14 protein-coding genes and 1 pseudogene are annotated in these 15,717 nt (G+C 68.1%); 5 read left to right on the top strand and 10 right to left on the bottom strand.

Features of this window, described 5'->3' with window-relative positions; genetic code table 11:
- Positions 1–216 precede the first annotated feature (216 nt).
- From JNB_RS22125 to JNB_RS22115, 3 genes and pseudogenes are all read left to right on the top strand, one after another.
- On the top strand, positions 217–894 hold the full coding sequence (locus tag JNB_RS22125; protein ID WP_237700724.1) for a transposase: 678 nt from the start codon (positions 217–219) through the stop codon (positions 892–894).
- Positions 812–1,000: pseudogene (locus tag JNB_RS22120) on the top strand (transposase); the annotation flags it as partial. The gene JNB_RS22125 and the pseudogene JNB_RS22120, both read left to right, overlap by 83 nt.
- A gap of 15 nt (positions 1,001–1,015) precedes the next feature.
- The gene (locus JNB_RS22115; protein ID WP_009778354.1) at positions 1,016–1,330 is read left to right on the top strand and encodes a hypothetical protein; all 315 of its coding nucleotides are present in this window, start codon (positions 1,016–1,018) and stop codon (positions 1,328–1,330) included.
- Positions 1,331–1,355: 25 nt separating this feature from the next.
- Here the strand turns inward: JNB_RS22115 and JNB_RS19940 are convergent, their stop codons facing one another.
- Entirely contained in the window at positions 1,356–1,886 is a 531-nt protein-coding gene (locus JNB_RS19940) for a GNAT family N-acetyltransferase (protein ID WP_148232527.1), read from the bottom strand.
- Between the two features lie 3 nt (positions 1,887–1,889).
- A complete protein-coding gene (locus JNB_RS19935) occupies positions 1,890–3,878 on the bottom strand; it encodes a TIGR03960 family B12-binding radical SAM protein (protein ID WP_009778352.1) in 1,989 nt (662 codons plus the stop codon).
- A 57-nt stretch (positions 3,879–3,935) separates the two neighbouring features.
- Between JNB_RS19935 and JNB_RS19930 the strand changes: the two genes are divergently transcribed.
- The gene (locus JNB_RS19930) at positions 3,936–4,556 is read left to right on the top strand and encodes a protein-L-isoaspartate O-methyltransferase (protein WP_009778351.1); all 621 of its coding nucleotides are present in this window, start codon (positions 3,936–3,938) and stop codon (positions 4,554–4,556) included.
- Positions 4,557–4,627: 71 nt separating this feature from the next.
- Here JNB_RS19930 and JNB_RS19925 read toward each other — a convergent pair whose 3' ends face one another.
- Together JNB_RS19925 and JNB_RS19920 are read right to left on the bottom strand one after the other, a co-directional pair.
- Positions 4,628–6,517 (bottom strand): long-chain fatty acid--CoA ligase, encoded by a 1,890-nt coding sequence (locus JNB_RS19925; RefSeq protein WP_009778350.1) that lies wholly within the window; start codon positions 6,515–6,517, stop codon positions 4,628–4,630.
- Between the two features lie 129 nt (positions 6,518–6,646).
- Positions 6,647–7,153, bottom strand: coding sequence for a DUF4442 domain-containing protein (locus JNB_RS19920; RefSeq protein WP_009778349.1), 507 nt, complete (start codon positions 7,151–7,153; stop codon positions 6,647–6,649).
- An 80-nt stretch (positions 7,154–7,233) separates the two neighbouring features.
- Here JNB_RS19920 and JNB_RS19915 point away from each other — a divergent pair, with 80 nt between their 5' ends.
- Positions 7,234–7,815 carry a TetR/AcrR family transcriptional regulator gene (locus JNB_RS19915; protein WP_009778348.1) on the top strand — a complete coding sequence of 194 codons (582 nt, stop codon included), beginning with the start codon at positions 7,234–7,236 and terminating at the stop codon, positions 7,813–7,815.
- Positions 7,816–7,942: 127 nt separating this feature from the next.
- Here the strand turns inward: JNB_RS19915 and JNB_RS19910 are convergent, their stop codons facing one another.
- The 6 genes from JNB_RS19910 to infB all read right to left on the bottom strand — a co-directional run bounded on the left by JNB_RS19910 (position 7,943) and on the right by infB (position 15,650).
- Positions 7,943–8,929, bottom strand: a complete 987-nt coding sequence (locus JNB_RS19910; protein WP_009778347.1) for an IS481-like element ISJs1 family transposase — start codon at positions 8,927–8,929, stop codon at positions 7,943–7,945.
- A gap of 123 nt (positions 8,930–9,052) precedes the next feature.
- The gene (gene rodA, locus JNB_RS19905; RefSeq protein ID WP_009778346.1) at positions 9,053–10,198 is read right to left on the bottom strand and encodes a rod shape-determining protein RodA; all 1,146 of its coding nucleotides are present in this window, start codon (positions 10,196–10,198) and stop codon (positions 9,053–9,055) included.
- On the bottom strand, positions 10,162–11,124 hold the full coding sequence (locus tag JNB_RS19900) for a bifunctional riboflavin kinase/FAD synthetase (RefSeq protein WP_040885319.1): 963 nt from the start codon (positions 11,122–11,124) through the stop codon (positions 10,162–10,164). The genes rodA and JNB_RS19900 overlap by 37 nt, the downstream gene beginning before the upstream one ends.
- A 10-nt stretch (positions 11,125–11,134) precedes the next feature.
- Positions 11,135–12,073 (bottom strand): tRNA pseudouridine(55) synthase TruB, encoded by a 939-nt coding sequence (truB, locus tag JNB_RS19895; protein ID WP_009778344.1) that lies wholly within the window; start codon positions 12,071–12,073, stop codon positions 11,135–11,137.
- A complete protein-coding gene (rbfA, locus tag JNB_RS19890; protein WP_009778343.1) occupies positions 12,070–12,579 on the bottom strand; it encodes a 30S ribosome-binding factor RbfA in 510 nt (169 codons plus the stop codon). Before rbfA ends, truB begins: the two co-directional genes overlap by 4 nt.
- 131 nt (positions 12,580–12,710) lie before the next feature.
- Positions 12,711–15,650, bottom strand: a complete 2,940-nt coding sequence (infB, locus tag JNB_RS19885) for a translation initiation factor IF-2 (RefSeq protein ID WP_040884014.1) — start codon at positions 15,648–15,650, stop codon at positions 12,711–12,713.
- Between the last annotated feature and the right edge of the window lie 67 nt (positions 15,651–15,717).

The following is a 15,717-nucleotide window of genomic DNA, read 5'->3' as shown; positions in this document are numbered from 1 at the left end:
CGCGCGCCGGCCGGGCGGACATGACCTCATAAGAGCCTGGCGAAGCCTCATCAGTGTCCTGTCTGCTCGCCCGACCGGCGTCGACCAACCGAATCGACACGGAAGGCACTTTCCATCATGACAGTGACAAATCTCGAGCCCGGAACGCTTGTGGGAGGCGTTGACACCCACGCCGACACCATCCACGTCGCGGCTGTTGACTCGTGGGGGAGGCAGTTGGGTGACCAGGAGTTCCCCACGACACCTTCGGGGTATCGGCAGGCCCTGGCGTTCCTGACCGGTCGAGGTGAGGTGGTGGGGATCGGGATTGAGGGCACCAGTTCGTATGGAGTGGGTATCACTCGAGCGGCCGGTGAGGCGGGCATCGCGGTCTTCGAGGTGGTGCGGCCTGAGCGGGCGGTACGCCGGCGCGAGGGCAAGTCGGATCCGTTGGATGCCTACCAGGCGGCCCAGGCCATGTTGAGCGGTAGGGCAACCGCGGCAGCGAAGTCAGCGGACATCACCGCGCTTCGCGCTCTACACAATGCTCGGCGCTCAGCTGTCAAAGCCAGAGCAGCAGCACAGGTCCAGATTCGCCACCAACTGGTGACGTCCCCGGCCGACCTGCGGGAAAAATATCGCAACCTCACCGCGGCACGCCTGATCCAGACGCTCGCAGCCTGCCGCCCCAGCGTGCACCCAGATCTCGAAGAACGTCTGGTCCTGACCGCATTGAAGTCCCTCGCGCGCCGCCACCAGAGCCTGACCCGAGAGATCAGCGAACTCGACACCGAACTGGACCACAATGATCGAAAAGGCCGCGCCCCATCTACTGCACCTCCACGGCGTTGGGAACACCACCGCGGCACAACTGCTCATCACCGCCGGCGGCAACCCCGACAGGCTGCGCAGTGAGGCTTCGTTCGCCGCGCTCTGTGGCACCGCGCCCGTCCCGGCCTCGTCAGGCAAGACCACACGCCACCGGTTGTCACGCGGGGGTGACCGACGCGCAAACAACGCATTGCACACCATCGCGATGGCACGGCTCAGGAACCACCCGCCCACCAAGGCCTTCGTACAGCGACAGCGTGACCGCGGCCGGTCCACGCCAGAGATCCTGCGGCTCCTCAAACGCGCCATCGCCCGGGAAATGTTTAAGCAACTCACGCGGCCACACGAGGACCTCGGCGTCCACGACCTGCGCCCCACCAGGCAGGCCAAGAACATCACCCTCGCAGCAGCAGCCCACGCACTTGGCCTAGCAACGATAACCATCAGCCGAACCGAGCGAGGGCTGCACATCACTCCAGAAGTCGTTAACCGCTACCGCGAGTGGCTCAACACCGCTTGACAGACATAGGAGCTTCAGACGCACGTCACAGGTCCAGGCGCATGAGGTCGTCAGCAGGCCGGAACCCGAGTGAGGCATAGAACGGGATCGACATCTCGCTCGGTGCGAGGACGATGCGCACCATGCCCTCGGCGCGAGCCCATTCGACAAGCGCGTTCATGAGGTCGGCGGCAATGCCCTGCCTGCGGTGCTCCGGCAGGACGAAGACATTGGCGACGTAGATCCACCGCGCTGACCCCGTTCCCGGGACCGGCATGCGTTCGAAGATGGCCGCGTTGGCCATGCCGACGGGTATGCCGCCTGCTCCCCTCGCGATCCACGCTCGCCTTCCAGCGCCGTTGCGTTCCCACCAGGAACGCATGTCGTCGGCCAGGGCATCGGCCTGGGTGTCATCGGACGCAGGCTTCCATGCAAGTCGCAGCGCGATGAGGTCGTCCAGGTCGCTGCTGTTGCCGACCGGGCGGATGGTGCCGCCACGAGTCGCCCAATCTGTGACGAGTCGGGGCCTCAGGGACCCCCGACTCGTCACAGAGGTCCCGACCGGTCGCCCTGACATCGGTCAGGCGTGGGTGTGTTCGGCCATGCCGGCCTTGCCTGCACCGAGGATCGTGAGGGGTAGGAGCACCTTGCCAGTCGGGCCGATCTCGATCTCGGTGCCCATCTGCGGGCAGACGCCACAGTCGAAGCAGGGAGTCCAGCGGCAGTCGTCGACCTCGGTCTCGTCGAGAGAGTCGAGCCAGTCCTGCCAGAGCCATTCCTTGTCGAGGCCGGAGTCGACGACGTCCCAGGGCAGGACCTCGGACTCCTCACGCTCGCGCGTCGTGTACCAGTCGACGTCGATCGGCCACTCGCTCGCGGCGAACGCCTTGTCGGCAGCGGTCATCCACTTCTCGTAGGAGAAGTGCTCGCTCCACCCGTCGAAGCGTCCGCCGTCGCGCCACACCTGCTCGATGACGGCGCCCACGCGGCGGTCACCGCGGGACAGGAGTCCCTCGACGATGCCGGGCTTGCCGTCGTGGTAGCGGAAGCCGATCGATGACCCGAACCGCTTGTCGGCGCGGATGGCGTCGCGCAACTTCGTGAGTCGGGCGTCGGTCTCATCGGCCGAGAGCTGCGCGACCCACTGGAACGGGGTGTGCGGCTTGGGCACGAAGCCACCGATCGACACGGTGCAGCGGATGTCCTTGCGGCCACTGACCTGACGCCCGGTCTCGATGACCTTCTTGGCGAGCTCGGCGATCTGGAGGACGTCCTCGTCGGTCTCGGTCGGGAGGCCGCACATGAAGTAGAGCTTGACGTTGCGCCAGCCTGCTCCGTAGGCCGCCGAGACGGTCTTGATGAGGTCCTCCTCGGTGACCATCTTGTTGATCACCTTGCGGATCCGCTCGCTGCCACCCTCGGGGGCGAACGTCAGCCCGGAGCGGCGCCCGTTGCGGGTCAGCTCGTTGGCGAGGTCGATGTTGAAGGCGTCGACGCGAGTTGACGGAAGCGACAGTCCGGTCTGGGTGCCTTCGTAGCGATCGGCGAGCCCCTTGGTCAGCTCGGCGATCTCGGAGTGGTCGGCGCTCGACAGCGACAGCAGGCCCACCTCTTCGAATCCCGTTGCGGCGAGCCCCTTTTCGACCATCTCGCCGATGCCGGTGATGGAGCGCTCACGCACCGGGCGGGTGATCATGCCGGCCTGGCAGAAGCGGCAGCCACGGGTGCAACCGCGGAAGATCTCGACCGACATGCGCTCGTGCACCGACTCAGCGAGCGGCACGAGCGGCTGCTTCGGGTACGGCCACGCATCGAGGTCCATGACGGTGTGCTTCGACACGCGCCACGGGACACCGGGCTCGGTCGGCGCGATGCGCTGGATGCGGCCATCGGCCAGGTAGGTCACGTCATAGAACCCGGGCACGTAGACCCCGCCGGTCTTCGCAAGGCGCAGCAGCAGCTCACGCCGGCCCCCCGGCATACCCTCGCGTTTCCACGCATTGATGAGGCCGGTGACCATGAGGACGGCTTCCTCACCGTCGCCGATGATGGCGGCGTCGATGAAGTCGGCGAGCGTCTCGGGGTTGAACGCCGCGTGCCCGCCAGCAATGACGATCGGGTCGCCGTCGACGCGGTCACGCGCGTGCAGCGGGATGCCGCCGAGGTCGAGCGCGGTGAGGAGGTTGGTGTAGCCGAGCTCGGTCGAGAACGAGACGCCGAGGACGTCGAAGTCACCGATCGCGCGGTGTGCGTCGACAGTGAACTGCGGAACCCCCTCGGCACGCATGAGGGCCTCCATGTCGGGCCACACGGCATACGTGCGCTCGCAGAGGACGCCGTCGCGCTCGTTGAGGACTTCGTACAGGATCATCGAGCCCTGGTTGGGGACACCGACCTCGTAGGCGTCGGGGTACATGAGCGCCCAGCGCACGGTGTTGGCCCCGCCGCAGTCCCAGTCCTTGACGGTCGAGTTGAGCTCACCGCCGACGTACTGGATCGGCTTGCTCACCTGCTCGAGCAGGGGCTCGAGCGCGGGGAACAGGGAGTCGCCAGGAGTACGGGTGTCCATGGGCCAAGGGTACGTTCGCTGCGGGGCAGGCCCCAAAGTCACGGGCACACTGGGGTCATGGACGCACGGGAGAAGGTCGCGGAAGCGATGGTCGCGCGGCCGCGTCGGGACTACCTACCGCTGCGCGAGCGCCGGCACGCGGGACGTGACGGGCCCTTGCCGATCGGGCACGGCCAGACGAACTCCCAGCCCCGCACGGTGTCCGCCATGCTCGAGTTGCTCGGCGTGCGACCCGGCGATCGCGTCCTCGACGTCGGCGCCGGCTCCGGTTGGACGACCGCGTTGCTTGCCCACCTCACCGGCCCGTCGGGCTCAGTGATCGGCGTCGAACGGGTGCCCGAGCTCCGCAAGACCGGCGCGGTCAACCTCGACCGAGCGGGTATGCCGTGGGCTCACCTCACGCTGGCCGCTCCGGGAGTCCTGGGCTCACCCAGCGACGGCCCCTTCGACCGGATCCTCGTGTCGGCGCAGGCGCGGACCCTCCCCCGGGTTCTCGTCGACCAGCTCGTGCCCGGTGGCGTCATGGTGATTCCGGTGCTCAGGTGGATGCACAAGGTGACGCGCGACCGGGACGCGGGCAGCGAAGGTGAGCGGGCGGCATACCCAGCAGGACGGCTGGATGACGCTCGGGTCGAGATCCACGGGGCCTACCGTTTCGTCCCCCTCATCGAGGACTGATCCAGTTCGTGCCCCAAACGGACACGCTCGCTGCGCTCGCAGCGTCCGTTTGGGGCACGAAGTGGAAGGGGTCAGCTGCCGGCGTAGTGGGCGTCCAAGGTGTCCTGGTAGCGCTCGGTGACGACCTTGCGCTTGAGCTTCAGGCTCGGGGTGAGCTCGCCGCTGTCGACGGTGAGGTCGGAGTCGAGGATCGAGAACTTCTTGATCGTCTCCCAGCGGTTGAGCCCGGAGTTGAGCTCGTCGACGTAGCCCTGGACCATCTCGTGCGCCTTGTCGGAGGTCACGATCTCGGCGTAGGTCCGGTCGCCCAGCCCGTTGGCCGCGGCCCAGCCCTGGATGGCGTCCGGGTCGAGGGTGACGAGCGCGGAGACGAAGTTGCGATCCGCGCCATAGACGAGGAACTGGCTCACGTAGGGGCAGAGTCCCTTGAAGGTCGACTCGATGACCGACGGCGCGACGTACTTGCCACCGGAGGTCTTGAAGAGGTCCTTCTTGCGGTCGGTGATCTTGAGGAAGCCGCGTTCGTCGATCTCACCGATGTCGCCCGTGTGGAACCAGCCGTCGGCCTCGAGCACCTCGGCCGTGGCCTCGGGGTTGTTGTGGTAGCCGTCCATGATGTGGTCGCCCTTGAGCAGCACCTCGCCGTCCTCGGCGATCTTGGCCTCCGAACCCGGGAAGGGCCAGCCGACCGAGCCGTACCTCAGGGCTCCCGGCCGGACGATGAATGCGCCAGCAGTCGACTCGGTCAGGCCGTAGCCCTCGAGGATGGGCAGGCCCATGGAGTCGAACCAGCGAGCGATGTCCTGGTTCAGCGCCGCCGAGCCGGAGATGAAGTAGCGGATCTTGCCGCCGAAGCGCTCGCGGATCTTGCTCATGATGATCTTGTCGGCGAGGCCATGCTTGATGGCGAGCAGGCCACTCGGCTCCTTGCCCTGCTCGCGCAGCTCGCTGACCTCGCGGCCGACGCCACCGGCCCAGGTGAAGAGCTTGAGCTTGGCGCCGCCCTCCTGCTCCATCATCAGGCTGATCCGGCCGTAGGCCTTCTCGAAGATGCGCGGGGCCGCACCCATCAGGGTCGGGTGCACGACGGCGAGGTTGTCGACGATCTTGTCGATCCGGCCGTCGATGGCCGTCGTCAGACCTGTCTGGAGGGGAACCGTGAGCAGGACCTTGCCGAAGATGTGCGCCAGGGGCAGCCAGAGGTACTGGAGGTCGTCCTCCCTCAGCAGGCCCGCCGCGTGCATCGCCGCAGCCTCGTAGACGAAGCTCTTGTGCTTGAGCCGGACCCCCTTGGGACGGCCCGTCGTTCCCGAGGTGTAGATGATCGTGGCGAGACGGTCGGGGGTGATCGCGTCGATGCGCTCGTCGATGAGGCCGGGGTCGCGCTGGAGGCCGGTGCGACCGAGACCCTCGAGGCTGTCGAGCGAGATGACCCAGTCGTCCTCGCCGGTGGCGGCTTCGGGGTCAAAGGTCACGACCTTGCTCACGCCGGGGATCAGGTTCTGGATCCGGCGGAGCTTGGCGACCTGGTCGGCGTTCTCGGCGAAGATGACCTTGCTCAGGGAGTCACTGATGATGAAGGCGACGTCATCGTCGATCGTCGTGGGGTAGATCGTCGTCGTGACGCCACCGCACACCATGATGCCGAGGTCGGCGATGGCCCACTCGTAGCAGGTGCCGGACGCGATGCCGACGCGCTCCTCGGGTCCGACGCCGAGGGCGACGAGACCGGCTCCGATGGCGTTGACCCTGGTCTGCAGCTCGGTCCAGGGGACGTTGACCCACTCGTCCGCTCCGTCTGCTCCCGCGCCGACCTTCGCGTACATGAAGGCGGCCTTGTCGGGGCTGAGGGCGACACGTTCACGGAAGAGATGGGCAACGCTCAGCGAGCGGTCATTGAAGATGTGCTCATCGATCGCCTCGTCGGCGGCAGTGTGGATCTGGGGCGTGGCAGTGGGCATCACAGGCATCCTCGTCATTGGGGAAGTCGTGGCCGGATACTCCCACAAGTTCCCGGCCCCCCGGGCTCACTCAGGACAAACGTGACCCGTGGGTAATGCCCCGCGCGTTAGGTAGACCTCACCCGCCCGTCAACTGGACCTCTCCAGCTCGCTGGTGGCCCTGCGCTTGAGGCGGACATAGAGCTGCTTGCGCACCTGGGCGACGATCTCGCCGGAGTCGTCGCGGACGTCGGTCTCGCACCAGCGCAACACCTTGCCGCCGCCGCTGGCTGCCTCGCGCAGCTCGTTGATGAGCTCGTCGGTGACCTCGAACTCTGCGTGCAGCCGCCCTCGCCCCGGCTTGACGAAGCGCACCTCGGCGGCCTGGTCCCAGACGATGTAGTCCTCCCCCAGCGAGCGCATCGTGAGGAACATCCAGAACGGGTCAGTCATCGCGAAGATCGAGCCGCCGAACTGGGTCCCGACGTAGTTGCGCGTGAGCGGGTTGCTCGCCAGCTCGACGCGGGCCCGGCGGAAGTCCGTGCTCAGCTGCGCCACCCGGATCCCGGCGAACGCGAAAGGTGGCCAGACGTTGAGGCCGTGGCGCAACAGGGAAGAGTTGCCTCCGATCGACTGCCAGCTCGGGAGCGCAACCATGACAAGACCTTCCACCTGAGTTAACATCACACTGTTATAGAACGCCGAGCATAACACCGTGATGGAGGAAGAGGAAGCCGATGCGCACGCCACGCACCACCGCCGACGAGGTCGTGCGCGCTGCCGCCACCCTGCTCGCGACGCAGGGACCCTCCGCCCTCAGCGCACGTCGAGTTGCGACCGAGCTCGGCACGTCGACGATGACGGTCTACACCCACTTCGGCAGCATGACCGACCTCGTGCGGGCGGTCGTCGCCGAGGGCTTCCACCAGCTCGACCTGCACCTCGAGGACCTCCCCATCACGAACGACCCACGTGCCGACCTCGTGGCCGTCGCCCGCGCCTACCGCGCGAACGGACTCGAGAACCCGCAGTTGTATGCCGTGATGTTCGGTGGGATCGCGGACGACACTTCTCCTCTCACTCCCGAGGACCGCCGGGTCGGCGAGAACTCCCTCACCAAGCTCCTCGAGGCCACGAAGCGCGCGGTGGCGGCTGGTCTGCTGCCGGAGGAGAGCCACCAGTGGGAGCACGCGCGCCGCCTGTGGGCGGTGGGCCACGGCTTCGTCAGCCTCGAGCTCGCCGGCCTGCTCGGGTCCCCCGAACGCGCCGAGGCGTCCTTCCTTGCTGTCGTGGACGCCCTCCTCGCCCACTCGAGGTAGTACGAATCGCCGAGCTGAGGCTCGGCGCTCGGCATTTCGTACTATCTCGACGGAGCCGGATGTGAATCCTCGACCCGGCCGGATGCACCGGAACCCGATCGCTCGCCCACGACAGCGCAAAGGCGAGCTAGATGTACTGACCCGACAGGTTGGTTAAGCGGGTGATGGGTGGCTTGTTCCCGCAGGCGGTGTGGGGTCGGTGGTGGTTGTACTCGTGGAGCCATGCTGGCAGAGCTTGGCGTCGTTCGGTTTCTGAGGTGTAGCAGCGGGCGTATCCCCACCCGTCGGCCATGGTGCGGTGGAAGCGTTCGATCTTGCCGTTGGTCTGCGGACGGCGGGGTCGGGTGCGGGAGTGCTTGATCCCGAGCTCGGCGCACACGTCGCGCCACAGGTGCGAGATGTAGGCGGATCCGTTGTCGGACAGGACTCTGCGTGTGGTGATGCCACGGACAGCGAACCAGGCGACGGCGCGGCGTAGGACACCAGTGGCGGTCACGGCGGTTTCGTTGTCGTGGACCTCGGCGTAGGCCACACGAGAGTGGTCATCGATGACGGTGTGCACGAACGCGTGGCCCATCTTCGGCTGGTAATGCTTGTTCCTCGGTTTGCCCGGGGTGCCTGCCCGGTTCTTCCCGCCTTGGGCTCGGCCCACGAAGCGCCACCCGCCACCGTCGGGGATGTTTCCGAACTTCTTGACGTCCACGTGCAGCATGTCCCCGGGGCGCTCGTGCTCGTAACGGCGCACCGGCTCCCCGGTGGCACGGTCGACGTGCGCCAACCGGTTGAGGTGGCACCTGGTGAGCACCCGGTGCACTGTGGAGGGTGCAACCCCCACGTGTGCGGCGAGCTGGACCGGGCCCAACCGTTTGCGCAGCCGCAACGACACGATCCGCTTCGTCGTCGAGGGAGACGTCTTGGCGGGCATCGCGTGTGGACGGCTCGAGCGGTCGCTCATCGGTTCACCAGCGGCGTACCGATCGGCCCATCGCTTCACCGTCGGCCAGGAACATTGGAATCGTGCCGCGACCTCGCTGATCGGGACTCGCTGATCGACGACGAGCTGAGCGACCTTGAGCCGGTGACGAACCGTCAGAGCGGCGTTAGCGTGGGACATGAGGGCCTCCTGTGTGTGGCAGTGGTGACTTGGCAGTTCCACTCCACCGCGGGAGGCCCTTCCCGCGCCACTGATCAGATCAGCGGATCGCAATCACTCAACCAACCTGTCGGGTCAGTACAGCTAGACGCGGTCCCGGTGGCCCGCGGCATACGCCGCGTTGACGACACCAATGGCGAGCCAGGACGCAAACATCGACGACCCGCCGTAGGACACGAACGGCAGCGGCAGCCCGGTCACGGGCATGACACCGAGGTTCATCCCGACATTCTGGAAGACCTGGAACGCCAGCCACGTGCCCACGCCGACCCCGACGAAGCGCCCGAACGCGTCCCCCGAACGCCCGGCGACGACGAAGATTCGGATGACGATGAACGACAGCAGGAACAGCAACCCCGCGGCGCCGATGAAGCCGAGCTCCTCCCCCGCGACCGAGAAGATGAAGTCGTTGAGCTGGTAGGGGATGAAGCCGCCCTGGGTCTGACGGCCCTCCATGAAGCCCTGGCCGTTCCAGCCGCCGGAGCCGATCGCGAGCCGCACCTGACGGGTCTGGTAGCCGATGCCCTGCGGGTCAGCGCTCGGGTTCGCGAAGGACAGCAGCCGGTCCCGCTGGTAGTCGCTGAGCAGCGGGGTCGTCAGGGCCGCTGCGACGAGGCCGACCGCGGCGAGCCCCACCCCCACGATCCATCGGCGTGGCGCACCGGCGATGGCGATGACGACGAAGGCCAGCGCTCCGAGGACCACGGCCGAGCCGAGGTCCGGCTGCAGCATGATGAGCGCCACCGGCACGACGGCGAGCACCCAGCCGAGGGCGACGTCCCGGTTGCTCGGCGCGACCCGCCGCTCCCACCGGTCGGCGAAGACGAACGCCAGCATGAGGGCCAACCCGACCTTGGCGAACTCCGACGGCTGCACCGTGAACCCGGCGACGACCGGGATCCAGGAGCGCGACCCGTTGATCGTCGCCCCCAGCGGGGTGAGGACCGCGATGAGCCCCAGCAGGGAGATGCCGTAGAGCCACGGGGCCACGACCCGCAGCCCCTGGTGCCCGAGCCGGGTCACGCCGACGGCCAACCCGATGCCGATGGCGGTGTTGAGCAGATGACGGAACAGGTATGCCGTGCCGGCAGTCTCGTGGGTCGCGGACCACACGAGCAGGGCACCCACGAGCGACGTGCCGGCGGCCCCGACGAGGAGGCCGAGGTCCTGGCGGAGCCAGCTGCCCCGAAGGCTCAGGAGTGGACGATCTGGGTGAGCACCGCGCGGCACTGCTCGACGTCCTTGGCCATGGCGACGAGGAGGTCGTCGATGCTGTCGAACCGCAGGGTCGGGCGGATGTGCTCGACGAACTCGACGACGACGCGCTCGTCATAGAGGTCGAGGTCGTCGCGGTCGAGGACATAGGCCTCGACCGTGCGGCGGTCCTTGGTGTCGAAGGTCGGGTTCGTCCCGATGGAGATCGCGGCCGGCATGGTGCGGTCGGGTTCGCCTGCGTCGAGGTCGAGGCGGGTCAACCAGCCGGCATAGACGCCCTCGGCCGGGACGAGGCCAGCGGAGTCGGGTGAGAGGTTGGCCGTGGGGAAGCCGAGCTCGCGACCGCGGTGGTGACCGTGCACGACCGTGCCGACGACGCGGTGGGGTCGGCCGAGCACCCGTGCGGCGGCCGCGACATCGCCCTCGGTGAGGGCGTTGCGCACGGAGGTCGAGGACCAGCGCTCGCCGTCACCCACGTCCTCGAGCGCGATGACCTCGAAGCCGTAGGTCTCGCCGAGCTCACGCAGGGTCGCGACGTCGCCGGAGTTCTTGTAGCCGAACCGGGTGTCCACGCCGACGACGACGACCTTGGCCTGGAGGCCGTCGACGAAGGTGCCCTTGACGAACTCCTCCGGCGACTGCTGCGCGAACTCCTTGGTGAACCCCAGGACGAGGAGACCGTCGAGGCCGGTCGCCTCGAGCAGGTCGTCGCGCACGGAGCTCGGCGTGATGATCTCGGGAGCGCGGTCGGGGTGCAGCACGGCGAGAGGGTGCGGGTCGAACGTCACGGCGACGGAGGGCAGCCCACGCTCGCGCCCGATCTCGACGAGGCGCGACAGCACCGCCTTGTGCCCGCGGTGGACGCCGTCGAAGTTGCCGAGCGTGACGACACAGGGCGCCAGCTCGTCGGGCGTCTCGGCGGGGTCGGTGAAGCGGTGCACGGTGGACACTCTACGAACTCGCCGGAGCGAACACGACGTGGCTCCGCGCTGTGGCCTTCGACTCGTCGAGCATCGCGACAAGAGAGCCGTCGGGAGCGAAGGCTGCAACGACCTCGAGACGCCCGGGCTCGGCGGACGGGAGCTTCTGCCCATAACCGATGGTCCGGGCCTCGTCGTCGCTGAGCTCGCGTGCCGTGAACCCGGCGCGGGCCGCGTCGGCGAGTGGGATGACCGGCATCGGCTCGCCCTGGCGCGCCTCCAGATCAGAGAGCGGGTATGCCGTGTCGAGACCGAATCCTCCGACTCTCGTCCGTCGCAGGGCAGTGAGGTGACCGGCCGAGCCGAGGGCCGTGCCGAGGTCGCGGGCGAGGGCTCGGACGTAGGTTCCGGAGGACACAGTGACCTCGACGTCCACGTCGACGATCGCCAGGTCGCTGCCGTCCTCGCCCTGCGTCGTCGAGCGGCGGGTCTCACCGATCTCGAAGCGGGACACCGTCACTGGCCGCGCAGGCAGGTCGACGGACTCCCCCGCTCGGGCGCGGTGGTAGGACCGCTGGCCCTTGATCTTGATCGCGCTGACCGAGCTCGGGACCTGCTCGATGGCACCGGTGAGAGTGGCGACAGCCGCCGCGATGGCGTCGTCGTCGACCTCGGCGGCACCGGGGGCGCTGGTCACCTCACCCTCGGCGTCATCGGTGAGCGTGGCCTGCCCGAGACGGATCGTCGCGGTGTAGTCCTTGTCGACGCCGACGAGGAAGGTCAGCAGCTTGGTGGCTCGACCGACACCGAGGACGAGCACGCCCGTCGCCATGGGGTCGAGCGTGCCGGCGTGCCCCACCTTGCGGGTGTTGCACAACCGCCGGGCGCGCGCGACGACGTCATGACTCGTCCACTCGCTCGGCTTGTCGACGACGAGGAGCCCGTCTGTGTGAGGAGGGCCCACGCTCACGCGCGGTCGGTGCCGCTGGCGTGGGTGTCCTTGGTCTCGGCGTCGTCGTCGTCGACGTCGTCATCGTCATCGTCGTCGTCCGTCGGCTCGTCGTCGTGACGGTAGGGGTCGGCGTCGCCGGCGTGCGTGGCTCCAGCTGCAGCAGCCGCCACGGCGGCGTCGCGCTCACGAGCCTCACGCAGGAGGTCCTCGAGGTGGGCGGCCGTCTCCGGGATGGCGTCGGCGATGAACTCGAGCGACGGCGTGAGGCGGATGCCGAGGTTCTTGCCGACGTGGCTGCGGAGCTTGCCGCGGTTCTCCTCGAGGAGGTACGTGGTCTTGGCACGCTGGGCGTCGTCACCGAAGACGGTGTAGAACACCGACGCGTGCTGGAGGTCGTTGGTCACGCGGACGTCCGTGATCGTCACGAACCCAAGGTCCGGGTCCTTGATGATCGAGCCCAGTCCTGCGGCGATCAGCGTCTTGATGCGGTCGGCGACCTTGCGGGCGCGAGCGGCGTCAGCCACGACAACTCCTTCTTCAGTCCTGCTGGTGATCTCTCCCGACACCTTAGGCGCGGGAAAAGTGTGGAACGTGACCGGCCGGCATACCGAATCGGTATGCCGGCCGGTCACGTCAGGCGTGGAGCCTCGGGCGATCAGGCCCGGGGCTTTTCACGCATTTCGTACGTGGCGATGAGGTCGCCGATCTGGAGGTCGTTGTAGGACCCCAGGTTGATGCCGCACTCGAAGCCGTCGCGGACCTCGGTGACGTCATCCTTGAACCGGCGCAGGCCAGCGATCTCGACGTTCTCGGACACGACGACACCGGCACGCGTGATGCGGGACCTGGTGCCGCGCTTGATCTCGCCACTGCGGACGATCGAGCCGGCGATGTTGCCGAACTTGCTCGAGCGGAAGATCTCGCGGATCTCGGCGGTGCCGAGCTCGACCTCTTCGTACTCGGGCTTGAGCATGCCCTTGAGGGACTGCTCGATCTCCTCGATGGCCTGGTAGATCACCGAGTAGTAGCGGATCTCGACGCCCTCACGGTCGGCGTAGTCAGCGTTGAGGCCCTCGGCCCGAACGTTGAAGCCGATGATGATGGCGTTGGAGGCCACGGCCAGGTTGATGTTGTTCATCGTGATGGCACCGACGCCGCGGTCAATGATCCGCAGGTCGACGTCCTCACCCACATCGATCTGGAGGAGCGCGTCCTCGAGGGCTTCGACAGAACCCGACACGTCACCCTTGAGGATGAGGTTGAGGGTGTCGACCTTGCCCTGCGCGATCGCCTCGTTGAGGTCCTCGAGCGAGATGCGCTTGCGGGCCTTGGCCAGGCTGGCCTGACGGTCGGCCGACTCGCGACGCTCCGCGATCTGGCGGGCGGTGCGGTCATCGGGAGCGACGACGAACGTGTCGCCTGCACGCGGGACCGAGGACAGACCGAGAACCTGGACCGGACGGGACGGGCCCGCCTCGGTGAGGTTGTTGCCGTGCTCATCGAGCATGGCGCGAACGCGGCCGTAGGAGCTGCCCGTGACGATGGCGTCACCGACGTGGAGGGTTCCGGACTGGATGAGGACCGTTGCCGTCGCACCGCGACCCTTGTCGAGGTTGGCCTCGATCGCGACACCACGGGCGTCGCGCTCGGGGTTGGCCCGCAGGTCGAGAGCGGCGTCCGCGGTGAGCAGGACAGCCTCGAGCAGTGCGTCGATGTTCTCGCCCTGCTTGGCCGAGACGTCGACGAACATCGTCTCGCCGCCGTACTCCTCGGCAACGAGGTTGTACTCGGTGAGCTGCTGACGGATCTTGGACGGGTTGGCGCCCTCGACATCGATCTTGTTGACCGCGACGACGATCGGGACATCCGCAGCCTGGGCGTGGTTGAGCGCCTCAATGGTCTGCGGCATGACGCCGTCATCGGCTGCGACGACGAGGATCGCGATGTCCGTGACCTTCGCACCACGAGCACGCATGGCGGTGAACGCCTCGTGACCCGGGGTGTCGATGAAGGTGATCGGACGGTCGACGCCCTCGTGCTCCTTGTGGATCTGGTAGGCACCGATGTGCTGGGTGATGCCACCGGACTCGCCACCAGCGACGTTCTCGTTGCGGATCGCGTCGAGCAGGCGCGTCTTTCCGTGGTCGACGTGACCCATGACGGTGACGACCGGCGGGCGGGCCGCGAGGTCGTCCTCGTCCTCGGAGTCGACACCGATCTCGAGGTTGATGTCGAAGGAGTCGAACAACTCCTTCTCCTCCTCCTCCGGGGAGACCATGCGGATGTCGTAGCCGAGCTCGGCACCGAGCAGACGGAACGTGTCCTCGTCGAGGCTCTGGGTCGCGGTCGCCATCTCACCGAGGTGGAACATGACCGTGACGAGCGAGCCCGGGCTGGCGTTGATCCGGTCGGCGAAGTCAGTCAGGGATGCACCCTGGCGCACCTGGATGACGGTCTTGCCATCACCACGGGGCACGCTCACGCCACCGATGGACGGACCCTGCATCTCCTCGAACTCAGCGCGCTTCGCACGCTTGGACTTGCGGGCGCGACCGGGACGGCCACCTCCACGACCGAAGGCACCAGCAGTGGAACCGCGACCGGCTCCACCACGGAAGCCACCGCCACCGGGACGACCGGCGAAGCCGCCGCCACCTGCGCCGGGGCCACCGCCGCCGGGACGACCAGCGCCACCGGCGCCAGGTCGGCCACCGCGTGCAGCGCCGCCGGGACGCTCGCCCGGACGGGCGACCGCACTGGAGGACGGCATCATGCCGGGGCTGGGACGTGCACCACCGGGGCGCGGGCCGGCTGCGCCGGCTCCAGCACCTGCGGCGCCACCGGGACGGGGAGCGCTGCGCGGACGCGGCATGCCCTGGCTCGGTGCGAACGGGTTGTTGCCGGGGCGGGCTGAGCCGCCACCTTCGCGACCACCTTCGCGGCCACCGTCACGACCACCCTCGCGGGCGCCCTCACGGGGAGCCTCGCGGCTGGCGTCACGACCGCCATCGCGGCCCTGACGCATGCCCTGGCTGGGCGCGAACGGGTTGTTGCCGGGGCGAGGGGAACCCGCACCCGGGCGAGGAGCCGGACGTGCACCGGACTCGGGAGCCCTCGCGGCGGGGGCCGAGGGGGCAGGTGCTGCGGGAGCAGGCGCTGCCGGGGCAGGTGCTGCAGGCACCGGTGCTGCCGGCGCGGGCGCAGCCGGAGCCGGAGCCGCGGCAGCAGGAGCGGCCGGGGCGGGTGCCGCCGGGCCGGGGGCGGGCCGGCTGGCTGCGGGAGCGGGAGCCGCCGACGGAGCCTTCGGGCCCGGGGAGGCCGGCGCGGAGCCGGACTCGGGGGATGCAGCAGACGCAGGCGCTGCCGGGGCCGGTGCGGCCGGGGCGGGTGCCTTCGCGGCGGCCGGCTTGGCCGCGTCGGGGGCTGCTGCGGGCGCGGCAGACGGGAACTTCTCCGTGTAGCGACGCACGACGGGCGCCTCGACGGTCGAAGAGGCCGACTTGACGTATTCGCCCATCTCATTGAGGCGCTCGAGGAGGACCTTGCTGGTCACTCCTTGTTCTTTGGCGAGTGCACTGACTCGAACCTTTGCCACGTTTTCTCCTTCTTCTGGTCCCTGCGACCTGACGAAGCAGAAATCGCGGACCGCTAACTTGGGGGGG

The organism is Janibacter sp. HTCC2649 (assembly GCF_000152705.1).
GTDB lineage: Bacteria > Actinomycetota > Actinomycetes > Actinomycetales > Dermatophilaceae > Knoellia.
This window is presented reverse-complemented; position numbering and strand designations above follow the sequence as displayed.

Coding starts and splice junctions, on each gene's coding strand:
- JNB_RS19910 (WP_009778347.1), bottom strand. CDS start 8,929: ATGTCCCACGCTAACGCCGCTCTGACGGTTCGTCACCGGCTCAAGGTC.
- JNB_RS19915 (WP_009778348.1), top strand. CDS start 7,234: ATGCGCACGCCACGCACCACCGCCGACGAGGTCGTGCGCGCTGCCGCC.
- JNB_RS19935 (WP_009778352.1), bottom strand. CDS start 3,878: ATGGACACCCGTACTCCTGGCGACTCCCTGTTCCCCGCGCTCGAGCCC.
- JNB_RS19940 (WP_148232527.1), bottom strand. CDS start 1,886: ATGTCAGGGCGACCGGTCGGGACCTCTGTGACGAGTCGGGGGTCCCTG.
- JNB_RS19925 (WP_009778350.1), bottom strand. CDS start 6,517: ATGCCCACTGCCACGCCCCAGATCCACACTGCCGCCGACGAGGCGATC.
- JNB_RS19930 (WP_009778351.1), top strand. CDS start 3,936: ATGGACGCACGGGAGAAGGTCGCGGAAGCGATGGTCGCGCGGCCGCGT.
- JNB_RS22115 (WP_009778354.1), top strand. CDS start 1,016: ATGGCACGGCTCAGGAACCACCCGCCCACCAAGGCCTTCGTACAGCGA.
- JNB_RS19920 (WP_009778349.1), bottom strand. CDS start 7,153: ATGGTTGCGCTCCCGAGCTGGCAGTCGATCGGAGGCAACTCTTCCCTG.